The sequence below is a fragment of the Pseudomonas sp. WS 5079 genome, from assembly GCF_012985465.1.
GTDB lineage: Bacteria > Pseudomonadota > Gammaproteobacteria > Pseudomonadales > Pseudomonadaceae > Aquipseudomonas.
The window spans coordinates 52,724-70,952 of record NZ_JAAQWN010000009.1 but is presented as its reverse complement, the minus strand read 5'-3'; the positions used below and the strand labels follow the sequence as shown (position 1 = coordinate 70,952).

The 18,229-nt window shown below is 59.6% G+C and carries 16 protein-coding genes; 7 read left to right on the top strand and 9 right to left on the bottom strand.

Features of this window, described 5'->3' with window-relative positions:
• Positions 1-28: 28 nt before the first annotated feature.
• The 5 genes from hflD to HBO05_RS22680 form a co-directional block, all read right to left on the bottom strand.
• The gene (hflD, locus tag HBO05_RS22700) at positions 29-652 is read right to left on the bottom strand and encodes a high frequency lysogenization protein HflD (protein WP_005789104.1); all 624 of its coding nucleotides are present in this window, start codon (positions 650-652) and stop codon (positions 29-31) included.
• A complete protein-coding gene (gene mnmA / locus HBO05_RS22695) occupies positions 649-1,773 on the bottom strand; it encodes a tRNA 2-thiouridine(34) synthase MnmA (protein ID WP_169954347.1) in 1,125 nt (374 codons plus the stop codon). Before mnmA ends, hflD begins: the two co-directional genes overlap by 4 nt.
• Before the next feature lie 59 nt (positions 1,774-1,832).
• Positions 1,833-2,279: an NUDIX hydrolase gene (locus tag HBO05_RS22690; RefSeq protein WP_172314117.1), complete on the bottom strand. Its 447-nt coding sequence runs from the start codon at positions 2,277-2,279 to the stop codon at positions 1,833-1,835.
• 70 nt (positions 2,280-2,349) lie between these two features.
• The gene (locus tag HBO05_RS22685; protein WP_262381447.1) at positions 2,350-3,567 is read right to left on the bottom strand and encodes a serine hydrolase domain-containing protein; all 1,218 of its coding nucleotides are present in this window, start codon (positions 3,565-3,567) and stop codon (positions 2,350-2,352) included.
• A 162-nt stretch (positions 3,568-3,729) separates the two neighbouring features.
• On the bottom strand, positions 3,730-5,955 hold the full coding sequence (locus HBO05_RS22680) for an NADP-dependent isocitrate dehydrogenase (protein WP_169954345.1): 2,226 nt from the start codon (positions 5,953-5,955) through the stop codon (positions 3,730-3,732).
• Positions 5,956-6,450: 495 nt separating this feature from the next.
• Between HBO05_RS22680 and icd the strand changes: the two genes are divergently transcribed.
• Positions 6,451-7,707, top strand: coding sequence for an NADP-dependent isocitrate dehydrogenase (gene icd, locus HBO05_RS22675; RefSeq protein ID WP_169954344.1), 1,257 nt, complete (start codon positions 6,451-6,453; stop codon positions 7,705-7,707).
• A 68-nt stretch (positions 7,708-7,775) separates the two neighbouring features.
• On the opposite strand, the gene cspD is transcribed toward icd, so the two are convergent.
• The gene (cspD, locus tag HBO05_RS22670) at positions 7,776-8,075 is read right to left on the bottom strand and encodes a cold shock domain-containing protein CspD (RefSeq protein ID WP_169954343.1); all 300 of its coding nucleotides are present in this window, start codon (positions 8,073-8,075) and stop codon (positions 7,776-7,778) included.
• Between the two features lie 224 nt (positions 8,076-8,299).
• Here cspD and clpS point away from each other — a divergent pair, with 224 nt between their 5' ends.
• On the top strand, positions 8,300-8,668 hold the full coding sequence (gene clpS, locus HBO05_RS22665) for an ATP-dependent Clp protease adapter ClpS (protein ID WP_029293391.1): 369 nt from the start codon (positions 8,300-8,302) through the stop codon (positions 8,666-8,668).
• 29 nt (positions 8,669-8,697) lie between these two features.
• Complete coding sequence (gene clpA, locus HBO05_RS22660) at positions 8,698-10,968, top strand: ATP-dependent Clp protease ATP-binding subunit ClpA (RefSeq protein WP_070995983.1); 2,271 nt, start codon at positions 8,698-8,700, stop codon at positions 10,966-10,968.
• A gap of 178 nt (positions 10,969-11,146) precedes the next feature.
• Here the strand turns inward: clpA and infA are convergent, their stop codons facing one another.
• The 3 genes from infA to aat form a co-directional block, all read right to left on the bottom strand.
• Complete coding sequence (gene infA, locus HBO05_RS22655; RefSeq protein WP_002553999.1) at positions 11,147-11,365, bottom strand: translation initiation factor IF-1; 219 nt, start codon at positions 11,363-11,365, stop codon at positions 11,147-11,149.
• Positions 11,366-11,465: 100 nt separating this feature from the next.
• Positions 11,466-12,173, bottom strand: coding sequence for an arginyltransferase (locus HBO05_RS22650; protein WP_169954342.1), 708 nt, complete (start codon positions 12,171-12,173; stop codon positions 11,466-11,468).
• 55 nt (positions 12,174-12,228) lie between these two features.
• Complete coding sequence (gene aat, locus HBO05_RS22645) at positions 12,229-12,909, bottom strand: leucyl/phenylalanyl-tRNA--protein transferase (protein ID WP_172314115.1); 681 nt, start codon at positions 12,907-12,909, stop codon at positions 12,229-12,231.
• Positions 12,910-13,430: 521 nt separating this feature from the next.
• Here aat and HBO05_RS22640 point away from each other — a divergent pair.
• Genes HBO05_RS22640 through crcB form a run of 4 tightly spaced genes read left to right on the top strand, consistent with a single transcriptional unit; the run spans position 13,431 to position 18,224 of the window.
• On the top strand, positions 13,431-15,836 hold the full coding sequence (locus HBO05_RS22640; RefSeq protein WP_170043097.1) for a DNA translocase FtsK: 2,406 nt from the start codon (positions 13,431-13,433) through the stop codon (positions 15,834-15,836).
• 57 nt (positions 15,837-15,893) lie between these two features.
• Positions 15,894-16,517 carry an outer membrane lipoprotein chaperone LolA gene (lolA, locus tag HBO05_RS22635; protein WP_029293564.1) on the top strand — a complete coding sequence of 208 codons (624 nt, stop codon included), beginning with the start codon at positions 15,894-15,896 and terminating at the stop codon, positions 16,515-16,517.
• Positions 16,518-16,527: 10 nt separating this feature from the next.
• Positions 16,528-17,853, top strand: coding sequence for a replication-associated recombination protein A (locus tag HBO05_RS22630; protein ID WP_169954339.1), 1,326 nt, complete (start codon positions 16,528-16,530; stop codon positions 17,851-17,853).
• Positions 17,850-18,224 carry a fluoride efflux transporter CrcB gene (crcB, locus tag HBO05_RS22625; protein ID WP_172314113.1) on the top strand — a complete coding sequence of 125 codons (375 nt, stop codon included), beginning with the start codon at positions 17,850-17,852 and terminating at the stop codon, positions 18,222-18,224. Before HBO05_RS22630 ends, crcB begins: the two co-directional genes overlap by 4 nt.
• Positions 18,225-18,229 lie beyond the last annotated feature (5 nt).

Sequence of the window (18,229 nt, the reverse complement as noted above, 5' to 3'; positions counted from 1 at the left end):
CGGCTTGAAAATAGCCCGCGGCTGCGACTTATTCGTTGCGCATCAACGGGTAAAGCTCTTTGAGCAATTTGCGTCGGCTGATGACCAACTGCCAACGATGACCGCCCAACTGCCGCCACAACCGCGCTGAACGGATACCGGCCAAGAGCAGGGCGCGGATTTTCGAGGCGTTGTTGGGTTGTTGCAGGTTGCGCATGTCGCCGTGGACCTGGATCCGCTGGCGCAAGGTGCTCAAGGTGTCCTGGTACAAGGCGCCACAGGCCGCGATCACGTTCTCGTGGGCCGGGCCGAAGTGCTCTACCTGGGACTGGATCTGCGGCAGGCGCTTGCCGATGGTTTCCAGCAGGTCGTCGCGCTTGGCCAGTTGCCGCTCAAGGCCGAGCATCGACAACGCATAGCGCAGCGGCTCGCGCTGCAGGGTGCTGGGGTCGCGCTCGAGGGCGCCGATCAGCGCGCGATAACCTTCGCGCAGGCTCAGGTCATCGCCACCGTACACATCCAGGGTGTCCTTCGGGTCGACCACCAGCAGGCTGCCGAGCATGCAGGTCAGGCCTGCCTCGGTCACCTGGCCGGTCTTTGCGATCTTGTCCACCAGCACGGCGGCGAGAAACACCCCGCCCAGTGCTGTCAATTGCTCCTGGGTCGGGCTCATGCCGGGGTGCTCCAGGGTTCGGCGACTTCAATCACGCCGCCCCCCAGGCAGATCTCACCGTCGTAGAACACCACGGACTGGCCGGGCGTGACCGCGCGTTGCGGGTCATCGAACGTGGCACGGTAGCCATTGGCGGTTTTTTCCAGGGTGCAGGGCTGGTCGCTCTGGCGATAGCGCACCTTGGCGGTCAAGCGGCGTGGGCTGCTCAGGTCGATCGGGTTGACCCAATAAATCTCTGAAGCCAGCAGCGCGCCGGAGAACAGCAGGGGATGCTCGTTGCCCTGGCCGACGATCAGTACGTTGTGTTCCAGATCCTTGACCAGCACGTACCACGGCTCTTCCCCCGCGTCTTTCAGGCCGCCGATACCCAGGCCCTGGCGCTGGCCGATGGTGTGGTACATCAGGCCGTGGTGACGGCCGATGACTTCGCCTTCGGTGGTCTTGATCTCGCCCGGCTGGGCTGGCAGGTATTGCTTGAGGAAGTCGCTGAAGCGGCGCTCGCCGATAAAGCAGATCCCGGTGGAATCCTTTTTCTTGGCGGTGGCCAGGCCATGTTTCTCGGCGATCTTGCGCACTTCGGGCTTTTCCAGTTCGCCCACCGGGAACAGGGTCTTGGCGATCTGTTCACCGCCCACGGCGTGCAGGAAGTAACTCTGGTCCTTGTTCGGGTCCAGGCCCTTGAGCAATTCGGTGCGGCCATCGATATCGCGACGGCGCACGTAGTGGCCAGTGGCAATCAGGTCGGCGCCGAGGATCATGGCGTAATCGAGGAACGCCTTGAACTTGATTTCGCGGTTGCACAGGATGTCCGGGTTCGGCGTACGACCGGCCTTGTATTCGGCCAGGAAATGTTCGAACACGTTGTCCCAGTACTCGGCGGCAAAGTTGGCGGTGTGCAGCTTGATGCCAATCTTGTCGCACACGGCCTGGGCGTCCGCCAGGTCGTCCATGGCGGTGCAGTATTCCGTTCCATCGTCTTCTTCCCAGTTCTTCATGAACAGGCCTTCCACCTCATAACCCTGCTCCATGAGCAGAACGGCGGAAACGGAAGAATCCACGCCGCCGGACATGCCGACGATGACGCGCTTCTTTTGTGTGTCAGAAGGGGCTGGATCACGCATAGGATTTCAACGGGTGTCTTGAAAAAGGACGCGATTCTAGCAGGCCCGAGCCCGCAAGGCTAAAGAGAAGGGCGGATCAGCTCGAGACTATGGCGCTGACCGGCCAAATAGTCATCGATACAGCGGATGATCAACTCGCTGCGCCAGTCGTCGCGCAAGGCTATCAGCTCGTCACGGCTCAGCCAGCGGGCGCGCACGATACCTTCGTCCAGTTGATAGTCCGGGTGGTGTCGCAGGGCCTTGGCGATGAAGCACACCCGTTGGTAGGTCACGCCATTGCTGGGGGCGGCGTACAGGTAGATGCCGACGATGCCGGTGGCTTCGACGTCCCAGCCGGTTTCTTCGAGGGTTTCGCGCACGGCGGCTTCGGTCAGGGTTTCGTGAGGGTCGAGATGGCCGGCAGGCTGGTTGAGCACGGCGCGGCCACCCTTGAGCTCTTCGACCATGAGGAAGCGGCCATTGTCTTCGACGATGGTGGCGACAGTGATGTGGGGTTGCCAGGTCATGGAGGGCTCTCAAGCGATCAGTGGGGCAGGCGCCCATCATACAGGCGCGCCCGCCGGGTGTTGCGCTTGGTTACCGGGCGGCCTTGGTGATGGCGTCGAAGGCGACCATGTCGTCAATGACTTCGCCGCCGGTGGCTTTGGTCTGCGCTTGCCACACGACGATCACCACGTTTTGCGTAGGGTTTATGTAGATGAACTGGCCGAAAATGCCGGCAGCTGTGAAGGCTTTGTCGGCTTTTGACGCGGCAGTCCAGGCCGGCCACCACATGGAGGCAAAGTCACCGTAGGCGGCATCGGTGCCGGTAGTGGCGCTGGCAAAGCTCATCCAGCCTTTGGGCAGTACTTGCTTGTCGCCGGCTTTTCCGCCACTGAGTACGAACTGTCCGAAGCGCCCGTAATCTTCCAGTGTTGCGCTGATGCCGCTGCCGCCCACTTCGTTGCCGTTCGGACCGTCGAGCCACCAGTTCGCATCGGTCTGCATGCCATAGGGCGCCCAGATTTTCTCGCTGAGGTAGTTCGCCAGGGGCTTGCCCACGGCGGCGCTGACCAGTTGGCCGAGCACTTGTGTCTCGCCAGTGCTGTAGTTGGTGCGGGTGCCAGGCGGCGCGGCGCTGGGCAGGCTCGCCATGAACTTGAGGGCGGAGCCGGGCACTTGTTCGGTCTGCAGCTTGAGCATCATGCGTCGATCCGACGTCGGGTCGGCGTATTTCTCACTCCATTTGACCCCCGAACGCATCGCCAGCACCTGGCGTACGGTGGCCTGGTCGTAGCCGCTGCCGGCCAGTGCAGGCAAATACTGGGTCACTTTGTCATCCAGGCTCTTGATCGAACCGTCCTGCAAGGCCGCGCCGACGAGGGTGGATGTAATCGACTTGGCCACCGACATCGACATCCAGCGGGTTTCGGCGGTATTACCTTTTTCGTAGCGTTCAGTAACGACTTGGCCGTCCTTGATCACCAGCAGGCCTGTTACCCGGTTGAGGGTGACGTAGTCATCAAGGCTATAGCGTTTGCCTTCGTAATCGAACGCAACCGGTCCCAGCGCCCGGCTGCTGTGCGGCAGTGGGAAAGGGTGGCCGCCGGCCTTGATGGTGCGCACCGGAAACAAGCGGTCGATATTGCGAAAGGTGCTGACGGCGGCGTCGGGGCTGAGTTTGCCATCGTACATGGTATGCACGTCGCCAATCGGCTCCTGTGCATGCGGGTAGGGTGGCGAGTGGCTCGCGCAGGCGGTCAGCAGGACGATTGCCGAGGCCCAGGCCAGCGCCTGGAAGTGAGCTCTTTGCATAAAGACTTCCTTATTTGTTGTTTTCTGAAATGGCTTGAGCAAAAACACAAAGCAAGTCCTGCGCCCACTTGCGGAAAAAAGCGCAAAAAAAATCCGGAACCCCTTCGGGTTCCGGATTTTCCTGTGGTGTGACGATCAATCAAGCATCGTCACATCAGCGCATCACACCAGTGCAGCAATCGCCGCATTGAGGGTGTTGCTTGGACGCATGGCCTTGCTGGTCAGCTCAGGATTCGGCGCGTAGTAGCCGCCGATGTCCACTGGCTTGCCCTGTACGGCGTTGAGTTCGGCAACGATGGTTGCCTCGTTCTCGGCCAGGGTTTTTGCCAGTTGAGCGAACTGCGCCTGCAGCGCAGTATCTTCAGTCTGGGCGGCCAGGGCTTGTGCCCAGTACAGCGCCAGGTAGAAGTGGCTGCCGCGGTTGTCGATGTTGCCGACTTTGCGCGATGGCGACTTGTTGTTGTCGAGGAACTGGCCGGTAGCCTGGTCCAGGGTTTTGGACAGTACCAGGGCTTTCGGGTTGTTGTAGTTCACACCCAAATGCTCAAGGGAGGCTGCCAGGGCCAGGAATTCGCCCAGGGAGTCCCAACGCAGGAAGTTTTCTTCCAGCAGTTGCTGCACGTGTTTTGGCGCCGAACCGCCAGCGCCGGTTTCGAACAGGCCGCCACCGTTCATCAGCGGCACGATCGACAGCATCTTGGCGCTGGTGCCCAGTTCCATGATCGGGAACAGGTCAGTCAGGTAGTCGCGCAGTACGTTGCCGGTCACCGAGATGGTGTCCAGGCCCTTGCGGGTGCGTTCCAGGGTGAACTTCATCGCGTCGACCGGCGACATGATGCGGATGTCCAGGCCTTCAGTGTTGTGGTCTTTCAGGTAGGCCTGGACTTTCTCGACCACTACGCCGTCGTGGGCGCGCAGCGGGTCCAGCCAGAAAATGGCCGGGGTGTTGCTGGCGCGGGCGCGGTTGACGGCCAGTTTGACCCAGTCCTGGATCGGAGCGTCTTTGGTCTGGCACATGCGGAAGATGTCGCCGGCTTCAACCGACTGTTCCATCAGCAGCTTGCCCTGGCTGTCGGTGACGCGGACTACGCCGTCGGCCTTGATCTGGAAAGTCTTGTCGTGGGAGCCGTACTCTTCGGCTTTCTTCGCCATCAGGCCAACGTTTGGCACGCTGCCCATGGTGGTTGGATCGAAGGCGCCATTGGCCTTGCAGTCTTCGATGACCGCCTGGTAGATGGTGGCGTAGCAGCGATCCGGGATCACGGCCTTGGTGTCGTGCAACTGACCGTCAGTGCCCCACATCTTGCCGGAGTCACGGATCATGGCCGGCATCGAGGCGTCGACGATTACGTCGCTCGGCACGTGCAGGTTGGTGATGCCTTTGTCGGAGTTGACCATCGCCAGGGAAGGGCGAGCGGCGTAGACCGCCTGGATGTCAGCTTCGATCTGCGCTTGCTGGTCGGCCGGCAGGGCCTTGATGCGGGCGTACAGGTCGCCGATGCCGTTGTTCAGGTTGAAGCCGATCTGCTCCAGCACAGTGGCGTGCTTGGCCAGGGCGTCTTTATAGAACTCGGCAACGATCTGGCCGAACATGATCGGGTCGGAGACCTTCATCATGGTGGCTTTGAGGTGGACCGACAGCAGCACGCCTTGTTTCTTGGCGTCTTCGATTTCGGCGGCAATGAACGCGCGCAGGGCGTTCTTGCTCAGCACGGCGCTGTCGAGGATCTCGCCGGCCAGTGCGGAGGTTTTTTCTTTCAGGATGGTGGTGCTGCCATCCTTGCCGACCAGCTCGATTTTGACAGCATCGGCGGCTTCGATCTGTACGGCTTTTTCGCTGCCGTAGAAGTCGCCGTTGCTCATGTGAGCCACGTGGGACTTGGAGTCAGCGGCCCAGGCGCCCATTTTGTGCGGGTGCTTGCGTGCGTAGTTCTTGACCGACAGTGGCGCGCGGCGATCGGAGTTGCCTTCGCGCAGGACCGGGTTTACGGCGCTGCCCTTGACCTTGTCGTAACGTGCACGGGTTTCTTTTTCCGCGTCGGTGGTTACGGTTTCCGGGTAGTCCGGCAGGGCGTAGCCCTGGGCCTGCAGTTCCTTGATCGCGGCTTGCAGCTGCGGGGTCGAGGCGCTGATGTTAGGCAGCTTGATGATATTGGCTTCAGGGGTAACGGCCAGGGCGCCCAGTTCGGCGAGGTGGTCCGCAACGGCCTTGGTGCCCAGTTGCTCGGGGAAGCTTGCGAGGATGCGCCCTGCGAGGGAGATGTCGCGGGTTTCCACTTCAATATCAGCGGAAGCGGTGAAGGCCTCTACGATAGGCAGCAGTGAATAGGTGGCGAGGGCTGGGGCTTCGTCGGTGAAGGTATAGATGATCTTCGAGCGGGTGGGCATATTCGGATTAACTCTCTTCTTTGCTAAAAGCGTGCGCGGAAACTCGAGATGCGCCGGGTAAAGCGCGTTCGTTCAAAGTCATCCATGAGCCGAATGTCGATGTTTCTTCGCGGTGATGTTGGGTTGCATCAGTCGAGCGTCAAGCGGGTGGGCTACGGTGGCAGCCCGGCTTTTTCAGGCGCAGGTGCTCGATATAGAGCGGTCGGCCGTCGTGACTCTTTGGTCAGCGGCGGCATTATACATAGGTCGCTATGCTTACGCCGAGCCTTCATACAAAAGGTGGGTCGTCCATTGGTCTAAAGGTCGCAGGGACCGGATTGCGCCTAAAGTCGCACACAGTGCTCAAGTTTGGCGTTTTTCCCTTTTGTTTCAAGGTTGTAGGCGACTAAATCTACGGTTTTCGCAGCAAATGTGCCGGGTGCAAGGTTCCAGTCCACATACAACTGGAGTAGGCTCGGGCACAGCCAGATGTTCAATCCACAAACGGAGTTCAGCATGGGATACAAGAAGATTCAGGTTCCGGCAGTCGGCGACAAAATCACCGTCAACGCAGACCATTCTCTCAATGTTCCTGACAACCCGATCATTCCCTTCATCGAAGGTGACGGTATTGGCGTCGACATCAGCCCGGTGATGATTAAGGTGGTCGATGCAGCTGTTAACAAGGCTTACGGCGGCAAGCGCAAAATCTCCTGGATGGAGGTGTATGCCGGCGAGAAGGCGACTCAAGTTTACGACCAGGACACCTGGCTGCCCCAGGAAACCCTGGACGCGGTCAAGGACTACGTAGTTTCCATCAAGGGCCCGCTGACCACGCCGGTCGGTGGTGGTATCCGCTCGCTGAACGTGGCCCTGCGCCAGCAACTGGACCTGTATGTATGTCTGCGTCCGGTGCGTTGGTTCGAAGGTGTGCCAAGCCCGGTCAAGAAGCCTGGCGATGTGGACATGACCATCTTCCGTGAGAACTCCGAGGATATTTACGCCGGCATCGAGTGGAAGGCCGGTTCGCCTGAGGCCATCAAGGTCATCAAGTTCCTCAAGGAAGAGATGGGTGTTACCAAGATTCGTTTCGACCAGGATTGCGGGATTGGCATCAAGCCGGTTTCCAAAGAGGGCACCAAGCGCCTGGCGCGCAAGGCCCTGCAATATGTAGTGGATAACGACCGTGAGTCGCTGACCATCGTGCACAAAGGCAACATTATGAAGTTCACCGAAGGTGCCTTCAAGGAATGGGCCTACGAAGTGGCGGCCGAAGAGTTCGGCGCAACCCTGCTTGATGGCGGGCCGTGGATGCAGTTCAAGAACCCGCGCACTGGCCGCAATGTAGTGGTCAAGGATGCGATTGCCGACGCCATGCTCCAGCAGATCCTGCTGCGCCCGGCCGAATACGACGTGATCGCCACCCTCAACCTCAACGGTGACTATCTCTCCGACGCCCTGGCGGCAGAAGTGGGCGGCATCGGTATTGCGCCGGGCGCCAACCTGTCCGACACCGTGGCAATGTTCGAAGCCACCCACGGTACTGCGCCAAAATACGCCGGCAAGGACCAGGTCAACCCGGGTTCGCTGATTCTGTCGGCGGAAATGATGCTGCGCCACATGGGCTGGACCGAGGCGGCCGACCTGATCATCAAGGGCACCAACGGGGCGATTTCGGCCAAGACCGTGACCTATGACTTCGAGCGTCTGATGGACGGCGCCAAGTTGGTGTCGTCGTCGGGTTTCGGTGATGCGCTGATTTCACATATGTAAGTCGAAGGCTATAAAAAACGGCCATCCTGATAGCTCAGGGTGGCCGTTTTTTAATGCGCAGTGGCTGATCAGGCCGTTTGCTGCTCTTTGGAATGAGCGGGTTTACCTTTATTGTTGTGCTTGTCTTCGTGCTGTTTCCCGGGTGCGGTCGCGCCTGCTGCACTGATAGCTACAGCATGCAGGCCCTTGGGCCCCTGGATGATTTCAAAGGACACCAATTGACCTGCTTTCAGCGTTTTATAGCCCTCCATGGCAATTGCCGAATAATGCGCAAAAAGGTCTTCTTCCTTGCCGTCTTCATTAATGAAGCCGTACCCCTTGGCATTGTTGAACCATTTGACCTTGCCACTGATCTTGACGCCAGACATACCCATATCCCTCTGCACCAGACTCCATCACTGGAGTATCATCCAGTTTATCCGTCCTAACCCGAATAAATAAGGTTGACTGCGCGGACCTTTTTTACCCACTGTGGGTTCTATTGGTTGTAACACCGTTTTGCCGATAGTCAAGGTGACCAGTCGGTCGGAGTTGAATTTCTGACAGGTCGCCCCCATCACTGTAAATGCACAACAGACGAACCTTTCTTTCCATGCATGCATTCAGCCAGATTCGACTAACATTCAATCAGGATCGCCCGGATCATCTAGAAGACGATGACGGTTCTGCAGGCATCGCTGTTCAGGAGGCCAAGCCTGCTTTACAGGCGCCGCCGATGTACAAGGTGGTTTTGTTCAATGATGACTACACGCCGATGGATTTCGTCGTCGAAGTGCTCGAGGTGTTTTTTAATCTGAACCGCGAGTTGGCGACCAAGGTAATGCTGGCCGTTCACACAGAAGGACGGGCAGTATGTGGAGTGTTTACCCGCGACATCGCCGAGACCAAGGCCATGCAGGTCAACCAGTACGCCAGGGAAAGCCAGCATCCGCTACTCTGTGAAATCGAGAAGGACGGTTAACTCCGACCACTTGGGTATGAGGTGAAGCTATGTTAAACCGCGAGCTCGAAGTCACCCTCAATCTTGCCTTCAAGGAGGCCCGTTCGAAGCGTCATGAATTCATGACCGTCGAACACCTGCTGCTGGCACTTTTGGATAACGAAGCTGCCGCCACGGTCCTGCGTGCGTGCGGCGCCAACCTCGACAAGCTCAAGCATGATTTGCAGGAGTTTATCGACTCCACCACGCCACTGATCCCCGTGCATGACGAGGACCGCGAGACCCAGCCAACTCTGGGCTTCCAGCGGGTGTTGCAGCGTGCTGTCTTCCACGTGCAGAGCTCCGGCAAGCGGGAAGTGACGGGCGCCAATGTATTGGTTGCCATCTTCAGCGAGCAGGAAAGCCAGGCGGTATTCCTGCTCAAGCAGCAGAGCGTGGCGCGTATCGATGTCGTCAACTACATCGCCCATGGCATCTCGAAAGTGCCAGGGCATGGCGATCACTCCGAGGGTGAGCAGGATATGCAAGATGACGAGGGCGGTGAGTCTTCTTCTTCAAGCAACCCGCTGGATGCCTACGCCAGCAACCTCAACGAACTGGCGCGCCAGGGGCGGATCGATCCGCTGGTGGGGCGCGAGATGGAAGTTGAGCGTGTTGCGCAGATCCTCGCGCGTCGTCGCAAGAACAACCCTTTGCTGGTGGGCGAGGCGGGCGTGGGCAAGACCGCGATTGCCGAAGGCCTGGCCAAGCGCATTGTTGATAACCAGGTGCCTGACCTGCTGGCCAACAGCGTTGTCTACTCCCTGGACCTGGGGGCGCTGCTCGCCGGGACCAAGTACCGTGGCGACTTTGAAAAGCGTTTCAAGGCTTTGCTTGGCGAGCTGAAAAAGCGTCCGCAGGCGATCCTGTTCATTGATGAGATCCACACCATCATTGGCGCCGGTGCGGCTTCCGGTGGGGTGATGGATGCGTCCAACCTGCTCAAGCCGCTGCTGTCTTCGGGTGATATCCGCTGCATCGGCTCGACCACGTTCCAGGAATTTCGCGGGATCTTCGAAAAAGACCGTGCCCTGGCACGGCGCTTCCAGAAAGTCGACGTGTCCGAGCCTTCGGTTGAAGACACTATTGGCATCCTGCGCGGCCTGAAAGGACGCTTCGAAGCACACCACGGCATCGAATACAGTGATGAGGCGCTGCGTGCAGCCGCCGAGCTGGCTTCGCGCTACATCAATGACCGGCACATGCCGGACAAAGCCATTGATGTGATTGACGAAGCGGGTGCCTACCAGCGCCTGCAGCCGGTAGAGAAGCGCGTGAAGCGCATCGAAGTGGCCCAGGTCGAGGATATCGTGGCGAAAATCGCGCGTATTCCGCCAAAGCACGTCACCAGTTCCGACAAGGAGCTGCTGCGTAACCTGGAGCGCGATCTCAAGCTGACGGTGTTTGGCCAGGATGCGGCGATTGATTCGCTGTCGACGGCGATCAAGCTGTCCCGGGCCGGCCTCAAGTCGCCGGACAAACCGGTGGGTTCGTTCCTGTTCGCCGGCCCTACCGGCGTCGGCAAGACCGAAGCCGCGCGGCAGTTGGCCAAGGCCATGGGCATTGAGCTGGTGCGGTTCGATATGTCCGAATACATGGAGCGCCACACTGTGTCGCGCCTGATCGGTGCGCCTCCGGGCTATGTCGGCTTCGACCAGGGCGGCCTGTTGACCGAGGCGATCACCAAGCAGCCGCATTGCGTACTGCTGCTCGATGAAATCGAAAAGGCTCACCCGGAAGTCTTCAACCTGCTGCTGCAGGTGATGGACCACGGGACCCTGACCGACAACAACGGGCGCAAGGCGGATTTCCGCAACGTGATCGTGATCATGACCACTAACGCCGGTGCCGAGACGGCCGCGCGGGCTTCCATTGGCTTTACTCATCAGGATCACTCTTCCGACGCCATGGAAGTGATCAAGAAGAGCTTCACGCCGGAGTTCCGCAACCGCCTGGACACCATTATCCAGTTTGGTCGCCTCAGTCATGAGGTTATCAAGAGCGTGGTGGACAAGTTCCTTACCGAGCTTCAGGCGCAGTTGGAAGACAAGCGCGTACAGCTGGAGGTGACGGAAGCGGCACGCAGTTGGATCGCCGAGGGTGGTTACGACGCGGCAATGGGCGCTCGTCCAATGGCGCGTCTGATCCAGGACAAGATCAAGCGGCCGTTGGCCGAAGAGATCCTGTTTGGCGAGCTCTCCGACCATGGTGGCGTGGTGCATATCGATTTGAAGGACGGCGAGCTGACCTTCGAGTTCGAGACCACTGCTGAAATGGCCTGATGCTTCACAGTAGTAGAAAAGGCGCCGAAAGGCGCCTTTTTGCTGCCCGCCAAATCCCAGTCAATGAAGATCAAATGTGGGAGCAGGCAAGCCTGCTCCCACACTCATTCTGCGGTGCTGGTTAAATCCCACACACACAAAAACGCCCGGCATAACCGGGCGTCTTGTATTGACTTGTTTAGCGGGCGCGGTAAGTGATGCGCCCTTTGCTCAAGTCATAGGGCGTCAGCTCGACGCGCACTTTGTCACCGGTAAGAATACGAATGTAGTTCTTGCGCATCTTGCCGGAGATATGCGCGGTTACGACGTGCCCATTTTCCAACTCCACACGAAACATGGTGTTGGGCAGGGTGTCGACGACAGTGCCTTCCATTTCGAAGCTGTCTTCTTTCGACATGCAGTAAAGCCCTCGGTATCCAGTGAATGGCCCGGTGCAACTGCGCCAGGCAAAAGCGGCGTGCATTGTGCCCGAAAAAGGGTGTTTAAGCCAAGGGGTTCTAGTTAAGCGTGACCCATCTTTGATTAATTAGTAGCTCAATGGGCCGATATTGGGTCTTGTAGTTCATCTTTTTGCAGTTTTTGATCCAGTATCCCAGGTACACCGCTTCCAGATTTTGCCTGGATGCTTCACCGATCTGCCACAAAATGGCAAAACGCCCTAGGCTGCGACGCTCTTCGGCGGGTTCATAAAAGGTATAGACCGCCGACAATCCATTGGGCAGCAGGTCGGTGACCGCGACCGCCAGCAGCCTTCCCTCAAGGCGGAACTCGTAGAAGCGCGAGAACGGCAGGTCGCGCACCAGGAACGTGGAAAACTGGTCACGACTGGGTGGGAACATATCGCCGTCGGCGTGGCGTTGTTCGATATAGCGCTGGTAAAGATCGAAGTACTCTTCGCTGAAGCCGGGCTTGGCGGGGGTCACGATCAGGTCGGCATTGCGCTTGAGGATGCGTTTTTGATTACGGTCCGGCAAAAATTGCGCTACGGGGATGCGCGCCGGCACACAAGCGTTGCAGTTCTGGCAGTGCGGCCGGTACAGGTGGTCGCCGCTGCGCCGAAACCCCATCTCTGACAGATCGGCATACACATGCACGTCCATCGGCTGGCTGGGGTCGAGGAACAGCGTGGTGGCCTGTTCTTCGGGCAGGTAGCTGCAAGAGTGGGGTTGAGTGGCATAAAACTTCAAGCGCGCCAACTCGGTCATGATCAACCCTCGGATAAGCTTTGAAATAAGTGTAAGCCAGGTGCGCGCAAGTCGCCTAAGAAACCCATGGCCCACTGCTGGCTTGATCAAGATGGTCGCGCAGGTAACCGGCAAAGTCGCTGCGGGGAATGGCGCGGGCACCGAGGCTGTGCAGGTGATCGGTGGGCATCTGGCAGTCGATCAGCACAAAGCCCCAGGCCTGCAATTGCCTGACGAGCGTGGCAAAGCCGTATTTCGAGGCGTTGTCTGCGCGACTGAACATCGATTCGCCAAAAAACAGCTGGCCCATGGCCAGGCCATACAGGCCGCCGACCAGTTCGCCCTGGTCCCATACCTCGACGGAATGGGCATAGCCCCGTTGGTGAAGTTGCAGGTAGGCATTCTGCATGGCCTCGGTGATCCAGGTGCCGTCTGCATAGCTGCGAGGCGCAGCACAGGCCTGGATGACGGCGGCGAAGTCCTGGTCAAAGGTCATCTCGTAGCGTTGCTGGCGCAGCAGCTTGGCGAGGCTGCGGGACACGTGCAGCTCTGTGGGGAACAGCACCGTGCGCGGGTCTGGCGACCACCACAGGATGGGCTGGCCTTCGGAGAACCAGGGGAAGCAGCCATGGCGATAGGCCTGGACCAGGCGGTCGGCAGACAGGTCGCCACCGGCAGCCAGCAGGCCGTTGGGTTCACGCATGGCTTTGGCCAGCGGTGGAAACGTCAGGGTGTTGCGTTGCAGCCAGGTGAGCATGGGTAGTCGGGCTTACGGAAGGGGAGGGCGGTGACAGGCCAGGGCCCGTCGTGTAAGCAGTGATTATTGTCGACCCGGCGCCACTCGGCCAGCCCGATCATGTAATCAATGCCTTGATGCATGAGCGCGTGTTTCTGCAACTCTATAGCGGTGGTGCGGTCGTAATCGCGTCATGTCGCCATCCGTTGGGCGGGAATGCTGGGTAAAGCTTGTCCAGTCTGATAAAAACAGCTCATAAGCCTTTGTCAGTAAAGACAATGCATGCTCAAATTGAAGCGTATGAACAATGCGCTTGTCTATGCTCCATGAGCGAGGCCGGCAGCGTGGCAACGGGCACACAAACCCGTACAATGGCGGCACTATGTCCTTGTGGGCCGGCATTAACGCCCGTTCATGAATGAGTCACGAAGTGTTAAAGGACGTTTGACGACGCTCGTTCACTTTTCATCTGCCCGGATTGGGCAGTATTTTTATAGTCATTCAATTGTTGGACGCGCTTAAGGCGCAGGAAAAGACCCGTTTTGAAGAAATCCGCCGCAGCACCCAAAACAGCAGTGGTACCGGCCTGGCGCCAGCACCTGCACTATCGGCTCAAGGAAGGCGCGCTGATTGCCATCGGTGCTTTATGCCTGTTCCTGATGATGGCCTTGCTGACCTATGGCAAGGATGATCCAGGCTGGAGCCATAACAGCAAGATCGACGATGTGCAGAACTTCGGCGGGCCCGTGGGCTCCTACAGCGCCGATATCCTGTTCATGATCCTCGGCTATTTCGCTTATATCTTCCCGCTGCTGCTGGCGATCAAGACCTGGCAGATCTTCCGCCAGCGCCATGAGCCGTGGCAGTGGAGCGGTTGGTTGTTTTCCTGGCGCCTGATCGGCCTGGTGTTCCTGGTGTTGTCGGGCGCGGCGCTGGCACATATTCATTTCCATGCGCCGACTGGCCTGCCGGCGGGTGCGGGTGGTGCCCTGGGCGAAAGCCTGGGTGACCTGGCGCGCAAGACCTTGAATATCCAGGGCAGCACACTGATGTTCATCGCCCTGTTCCTGTTCGGCCTGACGGTATTTACCGACTTGTCGTGGTTCAAGGTCATGGATGTGACCGGCAAGATCACCCTCGACCTGTTCGAGCTGTTCCAGGGTGCCGCCAACCGCTGGTGGGCCGCCCGTGTGGACCGCAAGCGCATGGTTGCGCAATTGCGTGAAGTCGATACCCGGGTCAACGAAGTAGTGGCCCCGAGCACGCCGGACCGCCGTGAGCAGGCCAAGGTCAAGGAGCGCCTGATCGAACGCGAGCAGGCCCTGACCAAGCACATGTCCGACCGCGAGAAGCAAGTGCCGCCGGTTATCGCCCCGGTTCCGGTCAAGGCGCCCGAGCCAAGCCATCGCGTGCAAAAGGAAAAGCAGGCGCCGCTATTTATCGACAGCGCCGTCGAAGGCACCTTGCCGCCGATCTCGATCCTCGATCCGGCAGAAAAGAAACAGCTCAACTATTCCCCGGAATCCCTGGCGGCGGTCGGCCATCTGCTGGAAATCAAACTCAAGGAGTTTGGCGTCGAGGTGTCGGTGGACTCGATTCACCCGGGCCCTGTGATCACCCGTTACGAAATCCAGCCGGCCGCTGGGGTCAAGGTCAGCCGTATTGCAAACCTGGCCAAAGACCTGGCGCGCTCCCTGGCCGTGACCAGCGTGCGCGTGGTGGAAGTAATTCCCGGCAAAACCACCGTGGGTATCGAGATTCCCAACGAAGACCGGCAGATCGTGCGCTTCTCCGAAGTGCTGTCGACCCCGGAATACGACAACTTCAAATCGCCGGTCACCCTGGCTCTCGGGCATGACATTGGCGGTAAGCCGGTGATCACGGACCTGGCGAAAATGCCTCACCTGCTGGTTGCCGGTACCACCGGTTCCGGTAAATCGGTGGGTGTGAACGCAATGATCCTGTCGATCCTGTTCAAGTCCGGCCCGGAAGACGCCAAGCTGATCATGATCGACCCGAAGATGCTTGAACTGTCGATCTACGAAGGCATCCCGCACCTGCTGTGCCCGGTGGTGACCGACATGAAGGACGCCGCCAACGCCCTGCGCTGGAGCGTGGCCGAGATGGAGCGGCGCTACAAGCTGATGGCGAAGATGGGCGTGCGTAACCTGTCTGGCTTCAACGCCAAGGTCAAGGAAGCCCAGGACGCCGGCACACCGCTGACCGACCCGCTGTACAAGCGCGAAAGCATTCACGATGAAGCGCCGCTACTGACCAAGCTGCCGACCATTGTCGTGGTGGTCGACGAATTTGCCGACATGATGATGATCGTCGGCAAGAAGGTCGAAGAATTGATCGCGCGTATCGCGCAGAAGGCCCGTGCGGCCGGGATCCACTTGATCCTCGCGACCCAGCGGCCGTCGGTGGATGTGATTACCGGCCTGATCAAGGCCAACATCCCGACCCGTATGGCGTTCCAGGTATCGAGCAAGATCGACTCACGGACCATCATCGACCAGGGCGGCGCCGAGCAGCTGCTGGGCCATGGTGACATGCTCTACATGCCGCCCGGCACCAGCCTACCGATCCGTGTTCACGGCGCCTTCGTTTCCGATGACGAAGTGCATCGTGTGGTCGAGGCTTGGAAACTGCGCGGCGCGCCGGAATACAACGACGATATCCTGGCCGGTGTCGAGGAGGCCGGTAGCGGCTTCGACGGTGGCAGCGGCGGCGACGATGATGCCGAGACCGACGCGCTGTACGACGAAGCGGTGGCGTTCGTGCTGGAAAGCCGTCGCGCCTCGATCTCGGCGGTGCAACGTAAACTGAAGATCGGCTACAACCGCGCCGCGCGTATGATCGAATCCATGGAAATGGCCGGCGTCGTCACGGCCATGAACACCAACGGCTCGCGCGAAGTGATCGCGCCAGGGCCGATGCGCGACTGACCTCGTGCCGCGTGGCAGCATGCGGCGCGCCTTTCACATTATTCTATGAGGACTCCCATGCGTCTTATCCGCATGCTGTTGTTGCCGGCATTGGCCCTGACCGCGTTTTCGGCCCACGCAGACCAGGCATCCGTCGCGAGCCTGACCAACCTGCTGGACAAATCCAAGACCCTGACTGCGCGCTTCTCCCAGTTGACCCTGGACGGTGGTGGCACTCAGTTGCAGGAAACAGCCGGTGAAATGGCCGTGCAACGCCCAGGCCTGTTCTTCTGGAAGACCGACGCGCCCAACGAGCAGACCATCGTCTCCGATGGCAAGAAAGTCACGCTGTGGGACCCGGACCTGGAGCAGGCGACCATCAAGACCCTCGACCCACGCCTGAGCCAGACCCCGGCCTTGCTGCTGTCGGGTGATGTGTCGCAGATCAGCGAGAGTTTCGAGATTACCTCCAAGCAACAAAGCAACGTGATCGACTTCACCCTCAAGCCCAAGTCCAAGGACACGCTGTTCGACAGCCTGCGCCTGTCGTTTCGCAATGGCGTGATCAACGATATGCAACTGGTCGACAGCGTCGGCCAACGCACCAATATCTTGTTCACCGGGGTCAAGGCCAATGAGCCGGTCCCGGCCTCCACGTTCAAGTTCGACATCCCCAAGGGTGCCGATGTGATCCAGGAGTAAATCGCTGCCCATGGACCTGTTTCGCAGTGACCCGATTGCCCAGCCCCTGGCCGCGCGCTTGCGCTCGACCAACCTGGATGAGTATGTCGGGCAAGAGCACTTGCTGGCCCGCGGCAAGCCCCTGCGTGAGGCCCTGGAGCAGGGTGCCCTGCACTCGATGATCTTCTGGGGGCCGCCGGGCGTGGGCAAGACCACCCTGGCGCGACTGCTGGCGAAAGTCTCGGATGCGCACTTTGAAACGGTCTCGGCGGTATTGGCCGGGGTCAAGGAGATCCGCCAGGCGGTGGAAGTCGCCAAGCAGCAGGCGGGGCAGTATGGCCGGCGCACTATCCTGTTCGTCGACGAAGTGCATCGCTTCAACAAGTCGCAGCAGGATGCGTTCCTGCCTTACGTGGAAGATGGCACGCTGATTTTTATCGGCGCCACCACGGAAAATCCCTCGTTTGAACTGAACAACGCCTTGCTCTCGCGGGCACGGGTGTATGTGCTCAAGAGCCTCGACGAAGCCGCGATGCAGAGGTTGCTGCAGCGGGCGCTGGGCGAGGACAAGGGGTTGGGCAAGCGCCACCTGAGCCTGGGTGACGAGGGTTTCAAGATCCTGCTGGCGGCGGCCGACGGCGATGGCCGACGTTTCCTCAACCTGCTGGAAAACGCCTCTGACCTGGCTGAAGACAATAGCGAGATTGGCGTCGACCTGCTGCAAAGCCTGCTGGGCGATACCCGGCGGCGTTTCGACAAGGGTGGTGAGGCCTTCTACGACCAGATTTCCGCGCTGCACAAATCCGTGCGCGGTTCCAACCCGGACGGCGCGCTGTACTGGTTTGCGCGCATGATCGACGGTGGCTGCGATCCGTTGTACCTGGCCCGGCGTGTGGTGCGCATGGCCAGCGAAGACATTGGCAACGCCGACCCGCGGGCCCTGAGCCTGTGCCTGGCGGCGTGGGAGGTCCAGGAGCGTCTGGGCAGCCCGGAAGGCGAGTTGGCGGTGGCGCAGGCCATCACCTACCTGGCCTGCGCGCCGAAAAGTAATGCAGTTTACATGGGCTTCAAGTCGGCGCTGCGTGCGGCGGCCGAGCATGGCTCGCTGGAAGTGCCGCTGCACCTGCGCAATGCGCCGACCAAGCTGATGAAACAACTGGGTTACGGCGACGAATACCGTTACGCCCACGATGAACCAGATGCCTATGCCGCCGGTGAAGACTACTTTCCCGACGACCTTGAGCCACAACCGTTCTACCAGCCGGTGCCTCGTGGCCTGGAGTTGAAGATCGGGGAAAAGCTCAACCACCTGGCGCAACTTGACCGCCTGAGCCCCAAACAGCGGAGAAAACCATGATTCCCTTGCTGATTGCTGTTTCCGTAGGCGGTGTGGCCGGCACCCTATTGCGCTTTGCCACCGGCAATTGGATCAACGCCAATTGGCCGAAACACTTCTATACCGCGACGCTGGCCGTTAATATCGTGGGCTGCCTGCTGATCGGGGTGTTATACGGCCTGTTCCTGTTACGCCCGGAAGTGCCTGTTGAAGTGCGCGCCGGGTTGATGGTGGGCTTCCTTGGCGGCCTGACGACTTTTTCATCCTTTTCACTGGATACCGTGCGCCTGCTGGAAAGCGGGCAAGTGCCGCTGGCTTTAAGCTATGTGGCCATCAGTGTATTCGGCGGGCTGCTTGCCACCTGGGCTGGCCTGTCCTTGACCAAACTTTGATAAAC

Coding starts and splice junctions, on each gene's coding strand:
- infA (WP_002553999.1), bottom strand. CDS start 11,365: ATGTCGAAAGAAGACAGCTTCGAAATGGAAGGCACTGTCGTCGACACC.
- HBO05_RS22630 (WP_169954339.1), top strand. CDS start 16,528: ATGGACCTGTTTCGCAGTGACCCGATTGCCCAGCCCCTGGCCGCGCGC.
- hflD (WP_005789104.1), bottom strand. CDS start 652: ATGAGCCCGACCCAGGAGCAATTGACAGCACTGGGCGGGGTGTTTCTC.
- HBO05_RS22690 (WP_172314117.1), bottom strand. CDS start 2,279: ATGACCTGGCAACCCCACATCACTGTCGCCACCATCGTCGAAGACAAT.
- aat (WP_172314115.1), bottom strand. CDS start 12,909: ATGCTCACCTGGCTGCAACGCAACACCCTGACGTTTCCACCGCTGGCC.
- icd (WP_169954344.1), top strand. CDS start 6,451: ATGGGATACAAGAAGATTCAGGTTCCGGCAGTCGGCGACAAAATCACC.
- clpA (WP_070995983.1), top strand. CDS start 8,698: ATGTTAAACCGCGAGCTCGAAGTCACCCTCAATCTTGCCTTCAAGGAG.
- HBO05_RS22685 (WP_262381447.1), bottom strand. CDS start 3,567: ATGCAAAGAGCTCACTTCCAGGCGCTGGCCTGGGCCTCGGCAATCGTC.
- HBO05_RS22650 (WP_169954342.1), bottom strand. CDS start 12,173: ATGACCGAGTTGGCGCGCTTGAAGTTTTATGCCACTCAACCCCACTCT.
- mnmA (WP_169954347.1), bottom strand. CDS start 1,773: ATGCGTGATCCAGCCCCTTCTGACACACAAAAGAAGCGCGTCATCGTC.
- cspD (WP_169954343.1), bottom strand. CDS start 8,075: ATGTCTGGCGTCAAGATCAGTGGCAAGGTCAAATGGTTCAACAATGCC.
- clpS (WP_029293391.1), top strand. CDS start 8,300: ATGCATGCATTCAGCCAGATTCGACTAACATTCAATCAGGATCGCCCG.
- HBO05_RS22680 (WP_169954345.1), bottom strand. CDS start 5,955: ATGCCCACCCGCTCGAAGATCATCTATACCTTCACCGACGAAGCCCCA.
- lolA (WP_029293564.1), top strand. CDS start 15,894: ATGCGTCTTATCCGCATGCTGTTGTTGCCGGCATTGGCCCTGACCGCG.
- crcB (WP_172314113.1), top strand. CDS start 17,850: ATGATTCCCTTGCTGATTGCTGTTTCCGTAGGCGGTGTGGCCGGCACC.